This is a genomic window from Klebsiella sp. A52 (genome assembly GCF_018388785.1).
Taxonomy (GTDB): domain Bacteria; phylum Pseudomonadota; class Gammaproteobacteria; order Enterobacterales; family Enterobacteriaceae; genus Klebsiella; species Klebsiella aerogenes.
Window position 1 is genome coordinate 1,958,828 of the sequence record NZ_CP074437.1, and the last position, 21,395, is coordinate 1,980,222.

Consider the following 21,395-nt stretch of genomic DNA (forward strand, 5'->3'; position numbering starts at 1 on the left):
GGTGATACGCGCTCTGTTCGGGATCACGTCACCGGCGCCGGGTTAAACACCGCCAGCTGGTTATGCAGACCCCATTGATCGGAGAAGGTTTTCTTACGCCCGCTGGCGACGTCCAGAATGAACTCAAACAGCTTCTGCCCGACTTCCTCAATCGTCTCCTCGCCAGTCGCGATGGTACCGGCATTGATATCCATTAAGTCGTACCAGCGGTTGGCAAGCTCGGTACGGGTCGCCATTTTAATCACCGGCACCGCCATCAGGCCGTAAGGGGTGCCGCGCCCGGTGGTGAACACCTGAACGGTAATGCCGGAAGCCACCTGTTGAGTGCCGCAGACAAAATCGCTGGCCGGCGTCGCGGCATAGATAAGCCCGCGTTTCGTCGGGCGCTGACCCGGCGAGAGAACTTCGACGATGGCGCTTTTGCCAGATTTGGCAATCGAACCCAGCGCTTTTTCCACCACGTTCGCCAGACCGCCTTTCTTATTACCCGGCGACGGATTGGCGCTGCGGTCGGTTTTTCCCAGCTCCAGATAGTTATCGTACCAGGCCATCTCTTCCAGCAGTCGTTTGCCAACTTCTTCGTTGATAGCGCGCGGGGTTAACAGATGGATAGCATCGCGCACTTCGGTGACTTCCGAGAACATCACCGTCGCGCCGCAGCGCACTAGCAGGTCGGACGCATAACCCACCGCCGGGTTGGCGGTCACGCCGGAGAAGGCGTCGCTGCCGCCGCACTGCATACCCACCACTAATTCCGAAGCCGGGCAGGTTTGACGCTGGCGGGCGTTCAGCTTCGCCAGGTGGCGCTCGGCAACCTGCAGGATATCATCGACCATCGATTTAAAACCGACATGCTGTTCATCCTGCAAACGCACCACGCTTGCGCTATCGACGGCAATCGGCTGCACGTCTTCGGTTCCCTGCAGCAGACGTTCCGGCTGCAGCTTTTCACAGCCAAGGCCAATCACCATTACCTCGCCGCCAAAGTTAGGGTTCAGCGCGATATTGTGGATGGTGCGAATCGGCACGATGGCCGCCGGGGCGTTAATCGCCACGCCGCAGCCGTAGAGGTGGTTTAATCCCACTACGCCGTCGACATTGGGGTATTTAGGCAGCAGGTCGCGTTCAATGATCTTGACCACATAATCCACCACGCCGGCGACGCAGTGCACGCTGGTGCTGATCCCCAGCAAATTTTTGGTGCCCACGCTGCCATCGGCATTGCGATAGCCTTCAAAGGTGTATCCTTCCAGCGGCGGCAGCGGCGTGGGGACTTTAGTCGCCAGCGGTAAGGTATTGAGAGGCGGCGCGGTTGGCAGTTCGACCAGCGACTCATCAATCCAGCTTCCCTTTGGTATATCGCGAACGGCGAAGCCAATCACTTCGCCGTAGCGGATGATTTCACCATGGGCAGGGATATCGACAAGGGCGACTTTATGGCCTTGCGGGATATGTTCAACGAGGGTCAGGCCATCCGGAAAACGCGTTCCGGCGGTTAAACCGCGATCGTTAACAATAATCGCCACATTATCGGTAGGGTGTACTTTTATATAAAACGCCGTCGGTGACTGTTGTCGAATTTCAATGTCAGCCATTGTCCAGTGATCTCCAAACCGGTGCTAATAATAAAATAAATCGTTAATTAAATTACTGCTTAACAAAATGATGAAATAAAGAATGTCAGGAGTTATAGCGTTAGGTTGTGATCTACGTCACTCCTTGCCGCGACGACCGTTGCACATAGATGGGTAATCCTGAGAAGTGTGGATTAGCGCCCACGTTCTCTGGCATTTGCATAACGAAAATGATTATTGAGGCGTTTATATTGTGATTGTGCATAGTGTCTGGCAACGGAGGGATGATTATACTGAGCCATGTTTTGCGGTGTTCGATATGCGAATAAATAGCTCGCTTAAAAAATAATAAAGGACATTCGGTGTCAGAAAAATATCTAAATGATCCTGGATAAGAGAAAATAGGTAGCGGTTCGCTTTTTAATTCTGCTGTTTATATTTGTGATTGACGATATTAAACGGATTGAATGACAGCAGTAAGCAACGATTAACCCAAGGTAAAAATCATGGATAACGCAATTTTCCCGAACAAATTCAAAGCCGCGTTGGCGGCCCACCAGGTACAAATCGGCTGCTGGTGCGCCCTGGCGAATCCGATTAGCACCGAGGTATTAGGGCTTGCTGGTTTCGATTGGCTGGTGCTCGACGCGGAGCATGCGCCCAATGATGTGACCACGCTTATCCCGCAATTAATGGCGCTGAAGGGCAGCCACAGCGCGCCGGTCGTGCGCGTGCCGACCAACGAACCGATTATCATCAAGCGTATGCTGGACATCGGTTTCTACAACTTCCTGGTGCCGTTTGTCGAAACCGCTGAACAGGCGACTCAGGCGGTGGCATCAACCCGCTATCCGCCGCAAGGGATCCGCGGGGTCTCCGTTTCTCATCGCGGCAATATGTTCGGCACCGTAGCGGACTACTTCACTCAGTCTAATAACAACATCGCCATTCTGGTGCAGATTGAGAGTCAAACCGGAGTGGACAACGTCGACGCGATCGCTGCGACCGATGGCGTTGATGGCCTGTTCGTCGGTCCGAGCGATCTTGCCGCGGCGTTGGGCCATCTGGGCAATGCCGCCCATCCAGAGGTTCAGCGTGCTATCCAGCATATTTTCTCCAGCGCCAGGAAACACGGTAAGCCGAGCGGCATTCTTGCACCGGTAGAAGCCGATGCGCGTCGCTATCTGGAGTGGGGCGCGACCTTCGTCGCCGTCGGTAGCGATTTAGGCGTCTTCCGTTCAGCAACCCAGAAACTTGCTGATTCTTTTAAAAAATAATCACCAGGATTAAGAGAGAAGATTATGACTATCAAAGTGGGTTTTATTGGTCTTGGCATCATGGGCAAGCCGATGAGCAAAAATTTGCTGAAGGCGGGTTATTCGCTGGTGGTATCCGACCGTAACCCTGAAGCCATTGCTGATGTGATTGCCGCGGGTGCAGAAACCGCGAGCACAGCGAAAGCCATTGCTGAGCAGTGCGATGTAATTATCACCATGCTGCCAAACTCTCCGCACGTAAAAGACGTTGCGTTGGGGGAAAACGGCATTATCGAAGGTGCGAAACCGGGCACCGTGGTGATCGATATGAGCTCTATCGCGCCGCTGGCGAGCCGTGAAATTAGCGAAGCGCTGAAGGCCAAAGGCATCGATATGCTGGATGCGCCGGTAAGCGGCGGCGAACCTAAAGCGATCGACGGTACCCTGTCGGTGATGGTTGGCGGTGACAAGGCGATTTTCGATAAATACTACGACCTGATGAAAGCGATGGCGGGATCCGTGGTTCATACCGGCGATATTGGCGCAGGTAACGTCACCAAATTGGCCAACCAGGTGATTGTGGCGCTGAACATCGCGGCCATGTCGGAGGCGTTAACCCTGGCCACCAAAGCCGGCGTTAACCCGGACCTGGTGTATCAGGCGATTCGCGGTGGCCTGGCGGGCAGCACCGTGCTTGATGCCAAAGCGCCGATGGTGATGGATCGCAACTTCAAGCCGGGTTTCCGCATCGATCTGCATATCAAAGATCTGGCCAATGCGCTGGATACATCTCACGGAGTCGGCGCCCAGCTACCGCTGACGGCGGCGGTAATGGAGATGATGCAGGCGCTGCGCGCGGATGGTCTGGGTACCGCTGACCATAGCGCTCTGGCGTGTTACTACGAAAAACTGGCGAAAGTGGAAGTCACTCGCTAACAAGATGGGCGTGTGCCTGCGCCCTGTTATGTTTACTTTTCGCAGCGCCGTCAGGCGACATCACCATGAACATTTTTTCGTCCCTGGCTCTGATAAACAAAGCCTTTCTGCCGGCGAGGGGAGGGTGAAAGCCATGATTGCCGCGACGCTTGCGAGCGGAATGCGCTGTGCGGGGTGACAAAGGCGCGCGAACCCTCTATACTTCGCGCCGAAGCTGACCAGACAGTCGCCGCTTCGTCGTCGTCCTCTTAGGGGGAGACGGGCGGAGGGGAGGAAAGTCCGGGCTCCATAGGGCAAGGTGCCAGGTAACGCCTGGGGGGTGTCACAGCCCACGACCAGTGCAACAGAGAGCAAACCGCCGATGGCCCGCGCAAGCGGGATCAGGTAAGGGTGAAAGGGTGCGGTAAGAGCGCACCGCGCGGCTGGTAACAGTCCGCGGCACGGTAAACTCCACCCGGAGCAAGGCCAAATAGGGGTTCATAAGGTACGGCCCGTACTGAACCCGGGTAGGCTGCTTGAGCCAGTGAGCGATTGCTGGCCTAGATGAATGACTGTCCACGACAGAACCCGGCTTATCGGTCAGTTTCACCTCTTTACGTAAAAACCCCGCTTCGGCGGGGTTTTTACTATCTGGAAGGTGGAACAAAGATGAATGACTGTCCACGACGCTATACCAGAAAGAAAGCGGCTTATCGGTCAGTTTCACTTCTTTAATGTAAAAACCCCGCTCCGGCGGGGTTTTTACTATCTGGAACTCAATCCCATTTCGTTTTTTTGATTTCAGCCCATTACAAACCTGTATTGCCGGATATCCACTTTTAAACAGCTTTCTGGCTGCATTGCAGGCCGCGCTCATTGATACTGTCACGCTTTGAAAATGTATCTTCTATCCATTAATCTCAATCCCTCATTTGTAGCGGTCATCATTCAGCTTAATGGATAGCAGGTTTAACGTGTTATCCAGACAGGAGCGGCTGACGTGAAAAATGTGGTTTTATTTCCTCAAATTAAAGCGGCGCTCGCCTGGCTTGTCGGCCACGGCGATACCATTATGCAGTTTGCGTGGAATATCGCGGCAGCGCTGATCATTTTGTTTGTTGGTAAGCTGATTTCGAAACTACTCGGCAAAACTCTCGAGAAAATTCTGCTGCGACGCAACGTAGATGCGACAATCGTCCACTTCTTCGCCGCGTTGGTGCGCTATATCACCATGGCTTTTGCGATTATCGCCGCGTTAGGCCGGGTAGGGATTGAAACCTCATCCATTATCGCCGTCCTTGGCGCGGCAGGTCTGGCCATTGGCCTGGCGCTGCAGGGCTCGCTGTCAAATTTTGCCGCAGGCGTATTGCTGGTGACGTTACGTCCCTTCCGTGCGGGTAACTTTGTGCAGGTGGGGGCGGTAGCCGGGCTGGTACAATCGGTACATGTTTTTTCTACGACGTTGCTGACTGTAGATAATAAAGAAGTCATTATCCCGAACGGTAAAATTATAGCCGATAGCATCGTTAACTATTCCCGCCATCCCTATCGCCGCATCGATCTCACGCTTGGGGTAGCATGTCATAGCCAGATATCGCACGTTAAACAGGTGATCCAGACGCTCATCGATGATGAAAAGCGCATCGATCACTCTCGCGGTACCACGGTTCGCCTGATCGAGTTGGCTCCCGGCTCGCTTAATTTTACCATTCGCGTATGGGTGAAAAATGCGGAGTATTGGGATACCTATTTTGATTTTCTGGAAAATATCAAAAATGCGCTCGATGAAAATAACATTATGCTGGCCGCGCCGCGCATGGATATTAATTTAACATCACCGGACTTAGCGCGCATTCAATAATCAATGTGAATTTTATTTTTTATGAAATTCATTTGGTGAATATATTATCTGAATGTTTACACTGGTGAACATGCTTTTTTACACATCGTCATTATTGTTCAGGGAATAATAGGGCGTCTTATCACTACGTACTTATTCAGGATAACAAAATGAACAAACTTTCTCGGATGGTATTAATGACGGCTGCAGCCGCAGGATTCTCCATGGCGGCACAGGCCGCTGAGGTTGCCGCCGCGCCGGCGCCGGCTCAGGATCCTATCGTTCAGCATTTAAAATTGAGCCAGGATCAGGTCGCTAAAATTAAGAGCCTGCATCAGGAAATGGAAAAGAACGTCCAACAGGTTTCGCAGAAAGATATTAAAGATGGCGTGTTATTTGACGTGATCGATTCCGGGAAATGGAATGAAAAAGCGGTGAAAGATCAGCTTGCGGCTTTCAGCAAGGTTGAGCAACAGGTGCGCTATTATCGTGTGAAGTACTATTTCGGTGTTAATCAGGTACTGACGCCGGAACAGCGTACTCAGGTGAAAAAAGATCTCTCTCAGGCGCTGAGCGAGTAATAAAGTCGGCCCCGTTATGGGGCCGATTTCTTCAGGCGGCGTTATCTTCGTCCTGCAACCGCGTTTGCGCATCTTCCACGATGGCTTCCAGTTCACTCAGCATCTCTTCATAGCCAAAGCCGATTGGGCTCATGGCTTCCGGAGTAACTGGCAGGTCTAACGGTTTCGCTTTTTTGCTCTTCTTCTTGCTCACTCACAAACTCCCGGCTTCCTTGTTACACCGGTAAATCTATCAGCAAAGCGCGCAGCGGCGTATCGGCGACGAGGGTAATGTTAGCTTCGTCACGAATAAAAGCGCCATCGCCGCAGGTTAATGCCTGTTTCTCTTCCTTTTTTGCCACGGCATGTACCGTACCGTGAATCGACTGCAGATAGGCGCGCGGGCCGTGCAGTTGAACGTTGATCTCTTCGCCCTTCGCCAGCTGCAGGTGATGGATCCACACCTGCTGGCGCAGCTGTAAGCTGTCGCCGCTGCCGTCCGGAGAGGCTAATAGCTGAATCGGCGAATCGCCAACAGTCATTTTCTGTACCAGCGGGTTTTCGCGCTCAGGGCAGGCATCCAGCCACAGCTGCATGCGCGTCAATGACTGCTCTTTACTGAGATTATGCTCGCTGTAGCTGACCCCCGGTTGAGTGGAGAGCAGCAGAGCTTCGCCAGCCTTTGCCTGTACGTGGTTGCCGTCGCTATCGCGGTATTCCGCTTCACCTTCCAGAATCAGATTCAGGATATCGACCTTTGGGTAGGTACGCGGCTGAAATGACGCGCCCGGCGCCAGCACTTCTTGATTGAGTACGCGCAGCGAGGCGTAACCCAGCAATTTAGGGTCGAAGTAGTGGCCAAAGGAAAAGGTGTAGCGGGCCTGCAGCCAGCCGAAGTCTGCTTGACCGCATTGTTTGGCTGTTCGGGTTGTAATCATTTTCTTGACCTCTCTTTACACTAAATCAATGGTAAAGGTATGGACGCTGTATTGTTAGCCAGATATTCTGCCCGGTATGTTCAAAATTCCTGAATGAGAGCGAAATGGCGAAAGAGAGAGCATTAACGCTGGAAGCGTTACGCGTAATGGATGCGATAGACCGACGCGGGAGCTTTGCCGCTGCGGCTGACGAGCTGGGGCGCGTGCCTTCGGCCCTAAGCTACACCATGCAAAAACTGGAAGAAGAACTGGATGTGGTGCTGTTTGACCGTTCCGGCCATCGCACAAAATTTACGAACGTTGGCCGCATGCTGCTGGAACGCGGGCGCGTGCTGCTGGAAGCGGCGGACAAGCTGACCACCGACGCCGAAGCGCTGTCGCGCGGTTGGGAAACTCACCTGACCATTGTTACCGAAGCCTTGGTTCCGACCACCGATCTGTTTCCGCTGATTGAGAAGCTGGCGACCAAATCTAATACCCAGCTGTCGATTATTACCGAAGTGCTGGCCGGCGCCTGGGAAAGGCTGGAGCAGGGGCGTGCTGATATTGTCGTCGCGCCGGATATGCATTTTCGTTCATCGTCAGAAATTAACTCGCGTAAGCTCTATTCGGTGTTAAGCGTTTACGTTGCCGCGCCGGATCACCCGATTCATCAGGAGCCAGAACCGCTTTCCGAGGTGACTCGAGTGAAATATCGCGGCGTCGCGGTGGCGGATACCGCGCGCGAGCGTCCGGTACTGACGGTGCAACTGCTGGATAAGCAGCCGCGCCTAACCGTCAGCACTATTGAAGATAAACGCCAGGCGCTGCTGGCAGGGCTTGGCGTGGCGACCATGCCGTATCCGTTGGTTGAGAAAGATATTGCTGAAGGGCGCCTGCGGGTTGTGAGTCCTGAATACACCAACGAAATTGATATTATTATGGCCTGGCGCCGCGACAGCATGGGCGAAGCCAAATCCTGGTGTCTTCGGGAGATCCCGAAACTGTTTGCCGGCAGATAACGGGAAGATGCGCTCCTCGGCCCGAGGAGCGCGTAAATCAGTAGGAGTAGGGTTTTGGATTTGGCCCAAAGCGATTATTGCCGGGCGTGCCGTTCTGGCAATTGAAAATCAAAATCACCAGCCAGCCGATGACCGGGATCAGCAGCAGCAGTAGCCACCACGCCGAGCGATCGGTGTCATGCAGGCGACGAAACTGCACCGCCCACCAGGGTAAAAAAACCAGCACGCCGTAAATGGTCGTCAGGATGCCTTCACCTCCTGCACGCTGCCAGCCGAGCATCTTATCGATGATGCTGAGCACTGCGGTGAGAATGATGTTGACCAGAATAAACATCCAGTACTCTTTGCGCCGGGCGCGACCGCCAAAGCCAATATAGTTTCGTAATACTTTTAGATACCAGTCCATTTTCTCACGCCTTAGTTAACCATTAATCACTTGTTTTCAAAGCGATCAAAATAATCATAGGCATGAATATCAAACTGGTAAATATCCGTAATCTGAATAAAAGGCGCCCTTAGGCGCCTTATCGATCAGCGGGAAAAGCGATCCCGCCCGTGCGGCTCGTTGAGATCTTGCTGCGGACCCACGGAGATGATCCCCGTCGGGTTGATGGTTTTGTGGCTGCGATAATAGTGATTGCGGATATGCGGGAAATTCACCGTTTCCGCAATCCCCGGCATCTGGTAGATATCGCGCAGGAAACCGTACAGGTTGAGATAGTCGCTGATGCGGCGCTTATCGCATTTAAAGTGGGTGACATACACGGGGTCGAAACGAACCAGCGTTGTCCACAGGCGGATATCCGCTTCCGTTAACTGGTTCCCGGTCAGGTAGCGGTGCTGACCGAGGATCTGCTCAAGGCGTTCGAGCGAGGTAAACAGCGCGTCGACGGCTTCATCATAGGCCTGCTGGCTGGTGGCGAAACCGGCTTTATACACCCCGTTGTTAACATTGTCGTAGATCCAGCTATTCAGATCATCGATTTTGTCCCGCAACGCCGGCGGATAATAGTCGCCTGCGCGCGCGCCCAGGCCATCAAACGCGGTATTGAACATGCGGATAATTTCAGCCGACTCATTGCTGACGATGGTCTGTTGTTTTTTATCCCACAGCACCGGAACGGTCACCCGGCCGGTGTAATGCGGATCGGCCTGCAGATAAAGTTGATAGAGGAACTGATGATGGTAGAGCTGGTCGCCGGTAGCATCCGGGAAATCGGCGGCGAAGGTCCAGCCGTTTTCCAGCATCAGCGGATGAACAACCGAGACGGATATAAAGGGCTCTAATCCTTTCAGCTTGCGCAAAATCAGGGTGCGATGGGCCCACGGGCAGGCCAGTGAAACGTACAGGTGATAGCGGTCTTTCTCTGCGGCGAAGCCGCCTTCGCCCGCGGGACCCGGCGCGCCATCGGCGGTGAGCCAGTTGCGGAAGGCTGAAACGGAACGCTTGAACCGTCCTCCGGTGGATTTGGTGTCATACCAGGTATCTTGCCAGACGCCGTCGACTAATTGTCCCATTACTTCCTCCTTCAGATAGCAAAAGCGAGGAGATAGCCCCTCGCTTTTTTAGATTTTTACTCAGTATAGTGCGCTTACCACTTTTTATTCAGCACGCGGTCGATGCTGAATGCGCCCGGACCCGTCACGGCCAGCAGCAGATAACCACCAGCGATGGTCAGGTTTTTCATGAACATCAGCGAGTTCACGCCTTCAGCAAAGTTGCTGTGGAACAGGAACGCGGTCAGCAGGGTGAAGCCTGCGGTGAACAGCGCGGTAGTGCGAGTCAGGAAACCGAACAGAATCGCCAGACCGCCGCCAAACTCAAGCAGAATAGTCAGCGGCAGCAGCGCTCCCGGAACACCCATCGCTTCCATATACTGCTGCGTACCTGCATACCCGGTGATTTTTCCCCAACCAGCGGTAATGAACAGAATCGGCATCAGAATACGCGCTACCAGAACACCAACATCTTCTAATTTTTTCATTTCTTACTCCAGAAAACCCAAAGGGCGGCGATTTCGTTTTTTAGTGCAATCCTGCGTGGTTACGCGGGCTTGCTGTCGATGGAGAGGATATTAGCGAGCTTGAGAGGGGATTGTTAGCAAGGAAAACTGTAGTTCTTTTTCAAACTTTCTGAGCAATTGGTGCGATCGGCGAAAATATTTTCCGAGGCGCCTCGCAGCGTGCGTGGCTATTGATTGTTTTATCACCAGAGGCATCTTATCCTTGCCCGTTCCGGCCATTTGACCAGCCCAGGCAGATTTTTTCGTCAACTGGCGCAGGGAATGCCTGAACATAAGGAGCAACTGATGACATTAGCAGAATGGTTTGAAGAGCGAGGGCGCACAAAGGGAAGTAAACAGGGGAGTGAAGAAGGTAGAGAAGAAGGCGAACGTCAGGCGACGTGTAAAATAGCCCTCGCGATGTTTCATAACGGCGTTGATAGCGCGCTGGTCAGTAAAACCACCGGTATGCGAGCAAGAGCTCAGCGCGCTGGCGCACTGAGCGCGTAATTAACGCGATGCTGACTGGCGCAGGATCCCTTTGACCATCCGCCAGGTGCTCCAGATGCCGAGGCCGCGTTTGCCCCAGCGGATTAAAAAGCGCGGATGGCGCACCGACCAGATAGCCATTACCCCGCTGCCGACCATCGCCCATGAACGCAGGTGTTTCAGCGTTTGCCAGCCGCGATCGATAGGTGAGGTGGCTTCCAGCCAGTGACGATGGCTGGCGGCCAAATCCAGCCGCTGTTGCTGGATTTGGCGCAGCAGCAGCGCTTTTCGCTGGTCGCGTTCCTGTTGGCCGCTCATCGACGATCGTCCTCAAGCAGCGCGCGATCGTTCGCCAGCTCGTCGCGGGTATGGCGTAAAAACGTTGAACGGCGAGCTTTCCTGAGGGTCCAGATTCCCCCTATCAGCGAGGCGAGCAGCAGGACGCTGGTGGTCGCGATCATCACATGCAGGCGGTACTGTGGATCGACGGCCCAGATGATCAGCACCAGCAAGCTCATCAGCCCAAAAGCGGCGAATAACAGCGTTAGCCCGAGCATCAGCAACAGCTGGAAGAGGTTCGCTTTCTCCTCTTCCAGCTCCACGACGACCAGGCGCAAGCGCGTTTCCACCATTTCGACCAGCAGCGTGATAATCCGCTGGCCGATGCCGAATACGCTCTGTCCCGGGCCCTGCGTGTGTTGAGAGTTTGCCATAATTAACGGCGCGACAGCAGTACGCCGACAACCAGCCCGACGGCTGCGCCAATGCCCACTCCGGTCCATGGATTTTCGCGAACGTACTCATCGGCGCGAGCGGCGGTTTCACGCGTCTGCTTGACGATGGCATCGCTGGTGTCGCTGAGACGCACACGGCTGTCTTTCAGTACGCTTTCCGCTTTGCTACGCAGTTTGCCGAGCTCTTCTTTCGATTTGTCGGTGGAGGAGTTCAGAACTTCTTCCAGCGTGTCAGCCAGATTTTTCAGCTCAGCGCGTAGATCTTCTGCAACGTTATCTTTAGCCATCTTGTTCTCCTGTAGCGTTTACCAATTAATAATCGCGTGACTCAAGCGCTTTCAGTTCCTGCTGCGCTTCATCCAGTTTACGTTCCCGTTTGCTAATTTTGTCCGCATCGCCTTTCTGCTTCGCCTCGCTCAGATCGCGCTGACGTTCGGCAACTTCGGCCTTCTGTTTGGCGATTTTCTGCTGATGTTCAGCCCTGACCTTGCTGTCGCTGCAGTTAGAGCGAACTTCCTGCAGCGCTTTGTTCAGGCCGTCAATGCGATGCTGATTATGGTGTTTTTCGGCATAGCTGATCTCCCGTTGGATACTTTGTTCTTTTTCCTGACAAGGAGAGGCTGCGAAGGCGCTGGCGCTAAGTGAGGTCAGAGCCAGTAATAGTGCGATGCGGTAATTCATGGATTCTACCTTCCATTGTGTGAGGGTATATCGACGATACACCCAATCCAGTCAACAATACGAGCCAGGCGGTTCCCGCAGTTTTAATAATAGACACGAAAGCGGGACTTCACCAAACCGTGCGAAAAGATTCGGAATTTTTGACGCGTTATCCAAAACGGCGCGGAGCATCGCGCAGGCGGGATAACCAGGCGGTGGCCGAATTTTCTTCATCCACCAGAGCAATAATATAACCGTGAGGCAGAGCTCGGCCCAATACTTCTTTTGCCGCGGCGCCCTGAGCGTTGGAGTCGAATTTGATCAGCAGGCCGTCTTTTTGCGGCGTGATGCTCTTAAAACGGATGCCGTTGGCGTCAAGATGATGCCAGACGGAAAAACCGTCCGGCATGGCGACGCCCTGGCTGACGGGACGGATGGCCAGAGTGGATTCATGCTGACTGACGGTCAGCCACAGCCAGACGACGGCGCAGAGCAGCAGTGAGCCGCCCAGCATCCACCGCATCTGGCGCCAGGAAGGACGTTTGATGACCATGCTTAGCTCCGACTACTGTGTTTTTTCTTCCACAGTACAACCAGGGAGCCGATCAGACCAAAGACCAGCAGCGCAACCGGTAGCAGCATCAGACATGACATCAGCTGATCTTCATACTTCAGGAACACCGGTGTTTTACCCAGCAGATAGCCGAGAGAGGTAAGAATCAGCACCCACAGCAGGCCGCTCATCCAGTTAAAGAACTGGAAACGCGCGTTATTCAGACCGGAGATACCGGCAATTGTTGGCAGCAGCGTACGCACGAAGGCGATAAAGCGGCCAATCAGCAGCGCTGACAACCCGTGCTTGTGGAACAGGTGATGAGCTCGCTGGTGATAATGCGAGGGTAAATGCGAGAGCCAGTTTTGCACGATCCGCGTATTGCCCAGCCATCGGCCCTGGATATAGCTTACCCAGCAACCAAGGCTCGCCGCCGCCGTCAGCAGCAGTAAGGTTTCCGGGAAGCCCATCGCCCCTTTGGCGATCAACACCCCAACCAGCACCAGCAGGCTGTCGCCTGGTAAAAACGCCGCTGGCAGCAAACCATTCTCAAGGAACAAAATCATAAATAAGACAAAATAGAGCATGCCAATCATGGAGGGATTAGCGAGGGTTTCGTAATCCTGGGCCCATAAGGCATTCAGTAATTGGGTTAGTAGTTCCATTCACGATTCCTGGTACATCGGTTAACGGTACGTCTGAACGCGGTGTATTCATTAGCCATTGGGTATAGCGACTAAATTATTATGAGAGTATGGCCGCTGTTAATACGTTCTGATCGAATCCTTGATTAAACAGTAAGTAAACACTTACCTGCAGAACGGTAAAATGCATCTAATTGTAACAAACTAGCTGACTTCACGTCATAGAAATTGCAGTTTGTTGCTGATTGATTTTGCGGGTTGCAGGGGCGAGTAGCGAGAGGATTTACACAGGCTGACACTATATATGCTTTGCTTACCCTGTCGGGTCTGCGGGCAGAAAAAGAGGTTCTGCCCGTGAAAGGGATAATACGTTATTTTGCCCCGTTCGCCGCGGTATCGAGATGAACCACCGGATTTTCGGCAAACAGATAGCGATCGGCATTGAATTCAAAGTCATCGCTGGTTTCGTTAAACAGCATCAGCTTGGTATTTTCCAGATGCTGCCACATTGCCAGCTTCGCCGCGTGAGGGTCTTTACGAATGAGCGCTTTGAGGATTTGGTCATGATCGTCGCACCAGTTGTCGACGGTGCGCAGGTCGATATGATCGTGTAGTTTTTTCCAGTACGGGTTATGCACACGCTGGGTCCACATCTTCTCTACGATGGCGGCAAGCGCGGTGTTCTGGGTGGCCAGCGCGACCTGGACATGGAACTGCAGGTCCCATTCGGAATCGCGGAAACACTTCTCGTTGCGGGCTTTCTCCTGAATTTCCATTAGCTTCATGATGTCCTGTTTGGTCACCTGAGTCGCGGCGAATTCAGCGATATTGCTCTCAATTAACTGACGGGCCTGGAGTAATTCAAACGGGCCATAGTTGGCGAACTCCAGCGATTCATCCACCACCTGCTGGTATTTCGGGTGGTTGGAAATAACGTGGATGCCGGAGCCTTTGCGGACTTCAACATAGCCTTCGACTTCCAGCATGATGATGGCTTCGCGAACCACGGTGCGGCTGACGCTTTTTTCATCGGCGATAAAGCGCTCTGCGGGCAGCTTATCCCCTACAAGGTAGACGCCTTGTTCGATACGCGTCTTTAGCTCAGCGGCAAGCTGCTGATAGAGACGGCGCGGTTCACTGATTTCCATATTCGCTCCCGGAAGATGGCGACAATATTCGATTTGTTATACCACTTTTACGCGCTTTCCACCACTGGAAGGCATAAAAAAAGCCGCCTCAAAAAGGCGGCTTAGTCAGTGCAAAATCATCTGGCAGTCTAGCTTTGCGTCACCGGTTTCGTGGTATTGAGCGGCGTCGAGTCATCGTCGGCCGATTTGTTTTTCAGTACCGTCCAGATAACCAGCGCGCCGAGTAAGTCGAAGACCGCCAGCACCGCGAACAGTGGGCTGAAGCCGATGGTATCCGCCAGCGCGCCGACGACCAGCGCGAACATGGTGCTGGCCAGCCACGCCGCCATCCCGGTCAGGCCGTTGGCGGTGGCCACTTCGTTACGACCAAAGACGTCGGAAGAGAGGGTGATCAGCGCGCCGGACAAGGCCTGGTGAGCAAAACCGCCGACGCACAGCAGCGCAATCGCCACGTACGGGCTGGTGAACAGGCCAATCATGCCAGGACCAATCATCAGCAGGGCGCCCATCGTCACGACCATTTTACGTGAGACGATAAGATTCACGCCAAACCAGCGCTGGAACAGCGGCGGCAGGTAGCCGCCGACGATGCAGCCGAGGTCGGCGAACAGCATCGGCATCCAGGCGAACATAGCGATCTCTTTCAGGTTAAAGCCGTAAACTTTAAACATGAACAGCGGGATCCAGGCGTTGAAGGTACCCCAGGCCGGTTCTGCGAGGAAGCGCGGCAGCGCAATACCCCAGAACTGACGGTTACGCAGGATCTGCCACGGCGACATTTTTTTCGCGTTATTGGTCTGATGCTGAGATTCCTGGCCGCCGATGATGTAGTCACGTTCTTCATCGGTGAGTTTTTTCTGATCGCGCGGGTGTTTGTAGAAAATCAGCCAGGCCATCGCCCAGGCGAAGCTCAGAACCCCGGAAATAATAAATGCCATCTGCCAGCTATGCATGACAATCGCCCATACCACCAGCGGCGGAGCAATCATCGCGCCGATAGAAGAGCCGACGTTGAAGTAGCCGACGGCGATGGAACGCTCTTTCGCCGGGAACCATTCGGAGCTGGCTTTCAGACCGGCAGGGATCATCGCCGCTTCCGCTGCGCCGACCGCGCCGCGGGCCAGCGCCAGGCCGCCCCAGCTACCAGCCAGCGCCGTTGAACCGCAGAACACCGCCCAGGCGATAGCAAAGAAGGCGTAGCCAATTTTGGTGCCGAGCACATCAAGCACATAGCCGGCAACCGGCTGCATAACGGTATATGCAGCGGAGTAGGCGGCGATGATATAAGAATATTGTTGGGTTGAAATGTGCAACTCTTCCATCAGCGTCGGCGCAGCCGCCGCTACGGTGTTACGAGTCAGGTAACCCAGCACGGTGCCCAGCGTCACCAGTGCGATCATATACCAACGTAACCCTTTAATTTTACGCATGTAAAACCTCATCGTTGTTGTCTCTCCGCAGCGTCTGCGGCCATCTTTCATCCCGCCAGGGGAGGAGGATGGGGAAACGGAGGGTTCAGGACGTGAACTGAACCTTGCCATCAGTGGTTAAAGTGAAACCGGCATCCCTACCGTTTAATCCGATGTCATTCACATCGGTAATGCATTCCGTCGGTTTATATGTTGCGACGGCAGAAAGATAACTTGTCATACAACTTTAAAAGTTGAGTACTGTCACAAAAGTGGGAAAGTTTGTAGGGACATTAATCGCGTCAATTAAAGCCAGGGATGGCGCGGCTTGCAGCGATGTTTACTCCTTTGGTGGTGCTTTTTTTGTCGACGTTTATTGATCTAACTCACGAAAAATACTTCGGCCTGTAGAAATTGGTGTGATAACTTTGTCAGCATTAGAGTCAACCATCTGATGGGCTCCTTGATGGGGCGAAGAGGACACGACAATGACACCGTTTATGACCGAAGATTTTCTGCTTGATACCGAGTTTGCCCGCCGTCTGTACCACGATTACGCCAAAGATCAGCCGATTTTCGACTACCACTGCCACCTTCCGCCGCAGCAGGTTGCCGAAAATTACCGTTTTAAAAATCTGTATGACATCTGGCTGAAAGGCGACCATTACAAATGGCGCGCGATGCGCACCAACGGCGTGGCGGAGCGCTTGTGTACCGGCGATGCTTCCGATCGCGAGAAATTTGACGCCTGGGCGGCGACCGTACCTCATACCATCGGTAACCCGCTATATCACTGGACGCATTTAGAGCTGCGCCGTCCTTTTGGTATTACAGGTAAGTTGTTGTCGCCAGCCACGGCGGATGAAATCTGGGACCAGTGTAATGAGTTGCTGGCTCAGGAATCCTTCTCAGCCCGTGGAATTATGAAGCAGATGAATGTGAAGATGGTGGGGACGACCGACGATCCGATAGATTCACTGGAGCATCATGCGACGGTCGCCAAAGACAGTACCTTTGATATCAAAGTGTTGCCGAGCTGGCGTCCGGATAAAGCGTTCAACATCGAGCAGGCCACTTTTAACGATTATATGAACAAGCTTGGCGAAGTCTCCGATACCGAGATTCGCCGCTTCGCCGACCTGCAAAGCGCGCTGACTAAGCGTCTGGATCACTTTGCCGCTCACGGCTGTAAAGTTTCCGACCACGCGCTGGACGTGGTGCTGTTCGCTGAAGCTAGCGATAACGAACTGGATAGCATTCTCGCGCGCCGTCTGGCGGGCGAAACGCTCAGCGAGCATGAAGTCGCGCAGTTCAAAACGGCGGTGCTGGTATTCCTCGGCGCGGAATACGCGCGCCGCGGCTGGGTACAGCAGTACCACATCGGCGCGCTGCGTAATAACAACCTGCGTCAGTTCAAACTGTTAGGGCCGGATGTGGGGTTCGATTCCATCAACGACCGTCCGATGGCCGAAGAACTGTCAAAGCTGCTGAGCAAACAGAACGAAGAAAACCTGCTGCCGAAAACTATTCTGTACTGCCTGAACCCACGCGATAACGAAGTGCTGGGCACCATGATCGGTAACTTCCAGGGCGAAGGCATGCCGGGCAAGATGCAGTTCGGTTCCGGTTGGTGGTTCAACGATCAGAAAGACGGCATGGAACGTCAGATGACCCAGCTGGCGCAGCTTGGCCTGCTGAGCCGCTTTGTCGGTATGCTGACCGACAGCCGCAGCTTCCTCTCCTACACTCGCCACGAGTACTTCCGCCGTATCCTGTGCCAGATGATCGGCCGCTGGGTGGCTGCTGGCGAAGCGCCTGCGGATATCGCTCTGCTGGGCGAGATGGTGAAAAACATCTGCTTTAACAATGCGCGTGATTACTTCGCCATTGAATTGAACTAAGGCCTGAGGTCGGTTGATATGCAATACATTAAAATCCATTCGCAGGATAACGTCGCGGTGGCGCTGGCGGATATGGCGTCAGGCAGCGTGGTGACGATTGATAACGATACCGTCACCCTCAGCCAGGATGTTGTCCGCGGTCATAAGTTCGCGCTGCGGGCCATTGCGAAAGGTGAAAACGTCATTAAGTACGGGTTGCCGATTGGTCATGCGCTGGTGGATATCGCGCCGGGCGAGCATGTTCATGCGCATAATACGCGTACCAATCTGAGCGATCTCGACGCGTATCGCTATCAACCTGACCTGGTTGAACAACCGGCGCAGCCTGCGGATCGCGACGTTGAGATTTATCGTCGCGCCAGCGGTGAAGTCGGCGTGCGTAACGAGTTGTGGATCCTGCCGACCGTGGGCTGCGTTAACGGTATCGCCCGGCAGATCCAGAACCGTTTCCTGAAAGAGACCAACGACGCGGAAGGCACCGACGGCGTCTTCCTTTTCAGCCATACCTACGGCTGCTCGCAGTTGGGAGATGACCACATCAACACCCGTACCATGCTGCAAAACATGGTCCGCCACCCGAATGCCGGGGCGGTGTTGGTGATTGGTCTTGGCTGCGAGAACAACCAGGTTGATGCCTTCCGTGAAACGCTGGGGGATTTTGACCCGGAACGCGTACACTTCATGATTTGCCAGCATCAGGAAGATGAAGTGGAAGCAGGAATTGAGCATCTTCACCAGCTCTATGAAGTGATGCGCCATGATAAACGCGAAGCGGGTAAACTGAGCGAACTGAAGTTTGGCCTTGAGTGCGGCGGCTCGGACGGCCTGTCCGGCATTACCGCTAACCCAATGCTGGGGCGTTTTTCTGACTACCTGATTGCGAACGGCGGCACCACGGTGTTGACCGAAGTGCCGGAAATGTTCGGCGCCGAGCAGCTGCTGATGAGCCACTGTCGCGACGAAGAGACCTTCGGCAAACTGGTCACTATGGTCAATGATTTTAAACAGTATTTTATCGCCCACGACCAGCCTATCTACGAGAACCCGTCGCCGGGTAACAAAGCGGGCGGTATCACGACGCTGGAAGATAAGTCGCTTGGCTGCACGCAGAAAGCGGGTTCCAGCCAGGTGGTGGACGTTCTGCGCTACGGTGAACGGTTGAAAGTCCACGGGTTGAATTTGTTGAGCGCGCCGGGTAACGATGCGGTGGCGACCAGCGCGCTGGCGGGCGCCGGCTGCCATATGGTGCTGTTCAGTACCGGTCGCGGCACCCCTTATGGCGGTTTCGTACCGACGGTAAAAATCGCTACCAACAGCGAGCTGGCGGCGAAGAAAAAGCACTGGATTGATTTCGATGCCGGGCAGTTGATTCACGGGAAAGCGATGCCGCAGGTGCTGGAGGAGTTTGTCGATCTGATCGTTGATATCGCCAACGGCAAGCAGACCTGCAACGAACGCAATGATTTCCGCGAACTGGCAATCTTTAAAAGCGGCGTCACGCTGTAACGACAGTGACTACCGCTGTGTTTGAAAGGTCGGATAAGCGTAGCGTCATCCGACAAAATAATGGCGCCGCCATTGAACTCTCCCCGGTTGCGCTTACGCTTACCGGGGCTACCAACTGAATCCCGGACCGTGGGTCGGATAAGCGTAGCGTCATCCGACAAAATAATGGCGCCGCCATTGAACTCTCCCCGGTTGCGCTTGCGCTTACCGGGGCTACCAACTGAATAGGTCCGTAGATACTGTTATCGATTTGCAACTGTTTTGGTCCGGGAAAAACAGTTGTTTTTTATTATTTCAGAGCAGATTGCGCTCCCGATATTTCTTCTGCGTTATGTCCCTCATGGCGCAGGGAGCGCACAAAGGGCGGCCAGTCGCCGCCGCCCTCTGTACTCCCGGGCTCTGGCCGCCAAAATCGCCACTTCGTGGTGCCTTCGACTTATCCCGGCAGGCTTCGGGTCGGGCCGAGGCAGCGTCCTTGCAAATCACGGCCCTCAGCCCGCATCCATGCGGGCTGCCCCGGCCTTCCGGCAACGTCTCAGCGATTTTGAGGCCACTAACACCTGCAGTTTCAGCCAGCATGGTGAATAAATTAAAGGCAGGCCGCACGGACCGTAGGTCGGATAAGCGTAGCGTCATCCGACAAAATAACGGCGCCGTCATTGAACTCTCCCCGGTTGCGCTTGCGCTTACCGGGGCTACCAACAGAATAGGTCCGTAGGCCTGATAAGCGTAGCGCCATCAGGCAATATTTAACTACGCAGGGCATTCTTCGCCAGCTGTTCGTCTTCAGCCATACAGGCCGCGGCGGTGAACAGCGCATCGGTGGACGAGTTGAGCGCCGTTTCGCAGGAATCCTGCAGCACGCCGATAATAAAGCCGACGGCGACAACCTGCATGGCAACATCGTTCGGAATACCGAACATATTACAGGCCAGCGGGATCAGCAGCAGCGAACCACCCGCCACTCCGGAAGCGCCGCAGGCGCACAGCGAGGCCACTACGCTCAGCAGCAGCGCCGTCGGCAGATCCACCGGAATATTCAACGTATGCACCGCCGCCAGCGTCAGCACGGTGATAGTAATCGCCGCGCCTGCCATATTGATGGTCGCCCCCAGCGGAATAGATACCGAATAGGTATCGCGATCCAGATTCAGCTTCTCGCACAGCGCCATATTCACCGGAATGTTGGCGGCGGAGCTGCGGGTAAAGAAGGCGTAGACGCCGCTTTCACGCAGGCAGGTCAGCACCAGCGGATACGGGTTACGGCGGATTTTCCAGAATACCAGCAGCGGGTTAATCACCAGCGCCACCAGCAGCATGCAGCCGACCAGCACCAGCAGCAGCTGGGCGTAGCCCCACAGGGTATCGAAACCGGTCGTCGCCAGCGTCGAGGAGACCAGGCCAAAAATACCCAGCGGCGCAAAGCGGATCACCAGCTTGACGATAAAGGTCACCGCGTGCGAGACGTCGTTAATCAGGTTTTTGGTGCTGTCGTTACCGTGGCGCAGCGCGAAGCCCAGTCCCACCGCCCACACCAGAATCCCGATATAGTTGGCGTTCAGCAGCGCGTCGATAGGGTTCGCCACCATGCTCATCAGCAGTCCGCGCAGCACCTCTACAATCCCCGACGGCGGGGTGATGCTGTCCGCCGCGCTGGTCAGATGCAGCGTAGAAGGGAAAACAAAACTAAACAGCACCGCGGTGAGCGCCGCGCTGAAGGTGCCCAGCAGATAAAGAAACAGAATCGGGCGGATACTGGTTTTTTGTCCGTGCTGATGGTTCGCGATCGACGCCATCACCAGCATTAATACCAGCACCGGCGCGACGGCTTTCAGCGCGCCGACGAACAGCGTTCCCAGCAATCCCACGGCGATGGCCGCCGGTTTTGAGACCAGCGCCAGTACCACGCCAAGTACCAGTCCCAACAGGATTTGTTTCACCAGGCTGCCCTGCGCCAGGCGCTGCAGCAGCCCCGACGGGCGGGTTTGTGTTGTCATAAATCATTCCTTCCAGTGATGTAGCAGTCCATCCCGGCGACGTATTATTTGTTACGTTTATGTCCGGATGTAAATGAATGTTTGCATGGTCGAGTATACGGAAAGAACGCGAGGGAGGAAGCGTATTCTACTGTTTCTTGCACGCCGATCTTGTTTTTTAACTATATATTAACGTTTTTGTGACATGCATAGAGATTATGCGCGGGAAACCTAAAGCCGTGCGGCGTATCCCGGCCAGATACGCGATATCTGGCCGGGGGTAGGGGG

At 54.3% G+C, this 21,395-nt stretch carries 23 protein-coding genes and 1 other RNA gene; 9 read left to right on the forward strand and 15 right to left on the reverse strand.

Annotation, left to right across the window (positions count from 1 at the left end; all coding sequences use genetic code 11):
* Positions 1-23: 23 nt before the first annotated feature.
* Positions 24-1,595 (reverse strand): galactarate dehydratase, encoded by a 1,572-nt coding sequence (gene garD, locus KGA69_RS09265; protein ID WP_045394915.1) that lies wholly within the window; start codon positions 1,593-1,595, stop codon positions 24-26.
* 485 nt (positions 1,596-2,080) lie between these two features.
* Between garD and garL the strand changes: the two genes are divergently transcribed.
* The 5 genes from garL to KGA69_RS09290 all read left to right on the forward strand — a co-directional run bounded on the left by garL (position 2,081) and on the right by KGA69_RS09290 (position 6,166).
* On the forward strand, positions 2,081-2,851 hold the full coding sequence (gene garL / locus KGA69_RS09270) for a 2-dehydro-3-deoxyglucarate aldolase (RefSeq protein ID WP_045394914.1): 771 nt from the start codon (positions 2,081-2,083) through the stop codon (positions 2,849-2,851).
* A gap of 24 nt (positions 2,852-2,875) precedes the next feature.
* Positions 2,876-3,766 (forward strand): 2-hydroxy-3-oxopropionate reductase, encoded by an 891-nt coding sequence (gene garR / locus KGA69_RS09275; RefSeq protein WP_045394913.1) that lies wholly within the window; start codon positions 2,876-2,878, stop codon positions 3,764-3,766.
* A gap of 210 nt (positions 3,767-3,976) precedes the next feature.
* Positions 3,977-4,357: RNase P RNA component class A (gene rnpB / locus KGA69_RS09280), an RNA gene on the forward strand.
* Between the two features lie 388 nt (positions 4,358-4,745).
* On the forward strand, positions 4,746-5,606 hold the full coding sequence (locus tag KGA69_RS09285) for a mechanosensitive ion channel domain-containing protein (protein ID WP_045394912.1): 861 nt from the start codon (positions 4,746-4,748) through the stop codon (positions 5,604-5,606).
* 149 nt (positions 5,607-5,755) lie between these two features.
* Positions 5,756-6,166, forward strand: coding sequence for a Spy/CpxP family protein refolding chaperone (locus tag KGA69_RS09290; protein WP_045394911.1), 411 nt, complete (start codon positions 5,756-5,758; stop codon positions 6,164-6,166).
* A gap of 31 nt (positions 6,167-6,197) precedes the next feature.
* Here the strand turns inward: KGA69_RS09290 and KGA69_RS09295 are convergent, their stop codons facing one another.
* Positions 6,198-6,359: a hypothetical protein gene (locus tag KGA69_RS09295; RefSeq protein ID WP_072251530.1), complete on the reverse strand. Its 162-nt coding sequence runs from the start codon at positions 6,357-6,359 to the stop codon at positions 6,198-6,200.
* Between the two features lie 22 nt (positions 6,360-6,381).
* Positions 6,382-7,083, reverse strand: a complete 702-nt coding sequence (locus tag KGA69_RS09300; protein ID WP_032715877.1) for a pirin family protein — start codon at positions 7,081-7,083, stop codon at positions 6,382-6,384.
* Between the two features lie 104 nt (positions 7,084-7,187).
* Between KGA69_RS09300 and KGA69_RS09305 the strand changes: the two genes are divergently transcribed.
* A complete protein-coding gene (locus KGA69_RS09305) occupies positions 7,188-8,084 on the forward strand; it encodes a LysR family transcriptional regulator (RefSeq protein ID WP_045377888.1) in 897 nt (298 codons plus the stop codon).
* A gap of 37 nt (positions 8,085-8,121) precedes the next feature.
* On the opposite strand, the gene KGA69_RS09310 is transcribed toward KGA69_RS09305, so the two are convergent.
* The 3 genes from KGA69_RS09310 to KGA69_RS09320 form a co-directional block, all read right to left on the reverse strand.
* Positions 8,122-8,490 carry a DUF805 domain-containing protein gene (locus KGA69_RS09310; RefSeq protein WP_015369567.1) on the reverse strand — a complete coding sequence of 123 codons (369 nt, stop codon included), beginning with the start codon at positions 8,488-8,490 and terminating at the stop codon, positions 8,122-8,124.
* 125 nt (positions 8,491-8,615) lie between these two features.
* Positions 8,616-9,602, reverse strand: coding sequence for a glutathione S-transferase family protein (locus tag KGA69_RS09315; RefSeq protein WP_045394910.1), 987 nt, complete (start codon positions 9,600-9,602; stop codon positions 8,616-8,618).
* Positions 9,603-9,676: 74 nt separating this feature from the next.
* On the reverse strand, positions 9,677-10,069 hold the full coding sequence (locus KGA69_RS09320) for a DoxX family protein (protein ID WP_015703571.1): 393 nt from the start codon (positions 10,067-10,069) through the stop codon (positions 9,677-9,679).
* 324 nt (positions 10,070-10,393) lie between these two features.
* Between KGA69_RS09320 and KGA69_RS09325 the strand changes: the two genes are divergently transcribed.
* Complete coding sequence (locus KGA69_RS09325) at positions 10,394-10,597, forward strand: hypothetical protein (RefSeq protein ID WP_045394909.1); 204 nt, start codon at positions 10,394-10,396, stop codon at positions 10,595-10,597.
* Here the strand turns inward: KGA69_RS09325 and KGA69_RS09330 are convergent, their stop codons facing one another.
* The 8 genes from KGA69_RS09330 to KGA69_RS09365 all read right to left on the reverse strand — a co-directional run bounded on the left by KGA69_RS09330 (position 10,598) and on the right by KGA69_RS09365 (position 15,745).
* On the reverse strand, positions 10,598-10,894 hold the full coding sequence (locus tag KGA69_RS09330; protein WP_015703570.1) for a YqjK-like family protein: 297 nt from the start codon (positions 10,892-10,894) through the stop codon (positions 10,598-10,600). It abuts the gene before it with no gap.
* Positions 10,891-11,289 (reverse strand): phage holin family protein, encoded by a 399-nt coding sequence (locus tag KGA69_RS09335; RefSeq protein ID WP_015369572.1) that lies wholly within the window; start codon positions 11,287-11,289, stop codon positions 10,891-10,893. The genes KGA69_RS09330 and KGA69_RS09335 overlap by 4 nt, the downstream gene beginning before the upstream one ends.
* 2 nt (positions 11,290-11,291) lie before the next feature.
* The gene (locus KGA69_RS09340; RefSeq protein ID WP_015369573.1) at positions 11,292-11,597 is read right to left on the reverse strand and encodes an ElaB/YgaM/YqjD family protein; all 306 of its coding nucleotides are present in this window, start codon (positions 11,595-11,597) and stop codon (positions 11,292-11,294) included.
* A 25-nt stretch (positions 11,598-11,622) separates the two neighbouring features.
* Positions 11,623-11,991, reverse strand: a complete 369-nt coding sequence (locus KGA69_RS09345) for a DUF1090 domain-containing protein (protein WP_045394908.1) — start codon at positions 11,989-11,991, stop codon at positions 11,623-11,625.
* Positions 11,992-12,139: 148 nt separating this feature from the next.
* Positions 12,140-12,517, reverse strand: a complete 378-nt coding sequence (mzrA, locus tag KGA69_RS09350) for an EnvZ/OmpR regulon moderator MzrA (protein WP_162184075.1) — start codon at positions 12,515-12,517, stop codon at positions 12,140-12,142.
* Between the two features lie 8 nt (positions 12,518-12,525).
* Complete coding sequence (yqjA, locus tag KGA69_RS09355; protein WP_015369576.1) at positions 12,526-13,188, reverse strand: DedA family general envelope maintenance protein YqjA; 663 nt, start codon at positions 13,186-13,188, stop codon at positions 12,526-12,528.
* Positions 13,189-13,538: 350 nt separating this feature from the next.
* Positions 13,539-14,315, reverse strand: a complete 777-nt coding sequence (exuR, locus tag KGA69_RS09360; RefSeq protein ID WP_015369577.1) for a transcriptional regulator ExuR — start codon at positions 14,313-14,315, stop codon at positions 13,539-13,541.
* Between the two features lie 128 nt (positions 14,316-14,443).
* A complete protein-coding gene (locus KGA69_RS09365) occupies positions 14,444-15,745 on the reverse strand; it encodes an MFS transporter (protein ID WP_045394906.1) in 1,302 nt (433 codons plus the stop codon).
* 467 nt (positions 15,746-16,212) lie between these two features.
* On the opposite strand from KGA69_RS09365, the gene uxaC reads away from it, so the two are divergent.
* Together uxaC and KGA69_RS09375 are read left to right on the forward strand one after the other, a co-directional pair.
* Positions 16,213-17,625: a glucuronate isomerase gene (gene uxaC, locus KGA69_RS09370; protein WP_045394905.1), complete on the forward strand. Its 1,413-nt coding sequence runs from the start codon at positions 16,213-16,215 to the stop codon at positions 17,623-17,625.
* Between the two features lie 18 nt (positions 17,626-17,643).
* Positions 17,644-19,131, forward strand: coding sequence for a UxaA family hydrolase (locus KGA69_RS09375; protein WP_045394904.1), 1,488 nt, complete (start codon positions 17,644-17,646; stop codon positions 19,129-19,131).
* Positions 19,132-19,880: 749 nt separating this feature from the next.
* On the opposite strand, the gene sstT is transcribed toward KGA69_RS09375, so the two are convergent.
* Positions 19,881-21,128, reverse strand: coding sequence for a serine/threonine transporter SstT (gene sstT, locus KGA69_RS09380; protein ID WP_015369581.1), 1,248 nt, complete (start codon positions 21,126-21,128; stop codon positions 19,881-19,883).
* Positions 21,129-21,395: the final 267 nt, after the last annotated feature.

Coding starts and splice junctions, on each gene's coding strand:
- garD (WP_045394915.1), bottom strand. CDS start 1,595: ATGGCTGACATTGAAATTCGACAACAGTCACCGACGGCGTTTTATATA.
- garL (WP_045394914.1), top strand. CDS start 2,081: ATGGATAACGCAATTTTCCCGAACAAATTCAAAGCCGCGTTGGCGGCC.
- garR (WP_045394913.1), top strand. CDS start 2,876: ATGACTATCAAAGTGGGTTTTATTGGTCTTGGCATCATGGGCAAGCCG.
- KGA69_RS09290 (WP_045394911.1), top strand. CDS start 5,756: ATGAACAAACTTTCTCGGATGGTATTAATGACGGCTGCAGCCGCAGGA.
- KGA69_RS09300 (WP_032715877.1), bottom strand. CDS start 7,083: ATGATTACAACCCGAACAGCCAAACAATGCGGTCAAGCAGACTTCGGC.
- KGA69_RS09305 (WP_045377888.1), top strand. CDS start 7,188: ATGGCGAAAGAGAGAGCATTAACGCTGGAAGCGTTACGCGTAATGGAT.
- KGA69_RS09310 (WP_015369567.1), bottom strand. CDS start 8,490: ATGGACTGGTATCTAAAAGTATTACGAAACTATATTGGCTTTGGCGGT.
- KGA69_RS09315 (WP_045394910.1), bottom strand. CDS start 9,602: ATGGGACAATTAGTCGACGGCGTCTGGCAAGATACCTGGTATGACACC.
- KGA69_RS09320 (WP_015703571.1), bottom strand. CDS start 10,069: ATGAAAAAATTAGAAGATGTTGGTGTTCTGGTAGCGCGTATTCTGATG.
- KGA69_RS09325 (WP_045394909.1), top strand. CDS start 10,394: ATGACATTAGCAGAATGGTTTGAAGAGCGAGGGCGCACAAAGGGAAGT.
- KGA69_RS09330 (WP_015703570.1), bottom strand. CDS start 10,894: ATGAGCGGCCAACAGGAACGCGACCAGCGAAAAGCGCTGCTGCTGCGC.
- KGA69_RS09335 (WP_015369572.1), bottom strand. CDS start 11,289: ATGGCAAACTCTCAACACACGCAGGGCCCGGGACAGAGCGTATTCGGC.
- KGA69_RS09340 (WP_015369573.1), bottom strand. CDS start 11,597: ATGGCTAAAGATAACGTTGCAGAAGATCTACGCGCTGAGCTGAAAAAT.
- KGA69_RS09345 (WP_045394908.1), bottom strand. CDS start 11,991: ATGAATTACCGCATCGCACTATTACTGGCTCTGACCTCACTTAGCGCC.
- yqjA (WP_015369576.1), bottom strand. CDS start 13,188: ATGGAACTACTAACCCAATTACTGAATGCCTTATGGGCCCAGGATTAC.
- exuR (WP_015369577.1), bottom strand. CDS start 14,315: ATGGAAATCAGTGAACCGCGCCGTCTCTATCAGCAGCTTGCCGCTGAG.
- KGA69_RS09365 (WP_045394906.1), bottom strand. CDS start 15,745: ATGCGTAAAATTAAAGGGTTACGTTGGTATATGATCGCACTGGTGACG.
- uxaC (WP_045394905.1), top strand. CDS start 16,213: ATGACACCGTTTATGACCGAAGATTTTCTGCTTGATACCGAGTTTGCC.
- KGA69_RS09375 (WP_045394904.1), top strand. CDS start 17,644: ATGCAATACATTAAAATCCATTCGCAGGATAACGTCGCGGTGGCGCTG.
- sstT (WP_015369581.1), bottom strand. CDS start 21,128: ATGACAACACAAACCCGCCCGTCGGGGCTGCTGCAGCGCCTGGCGCAG.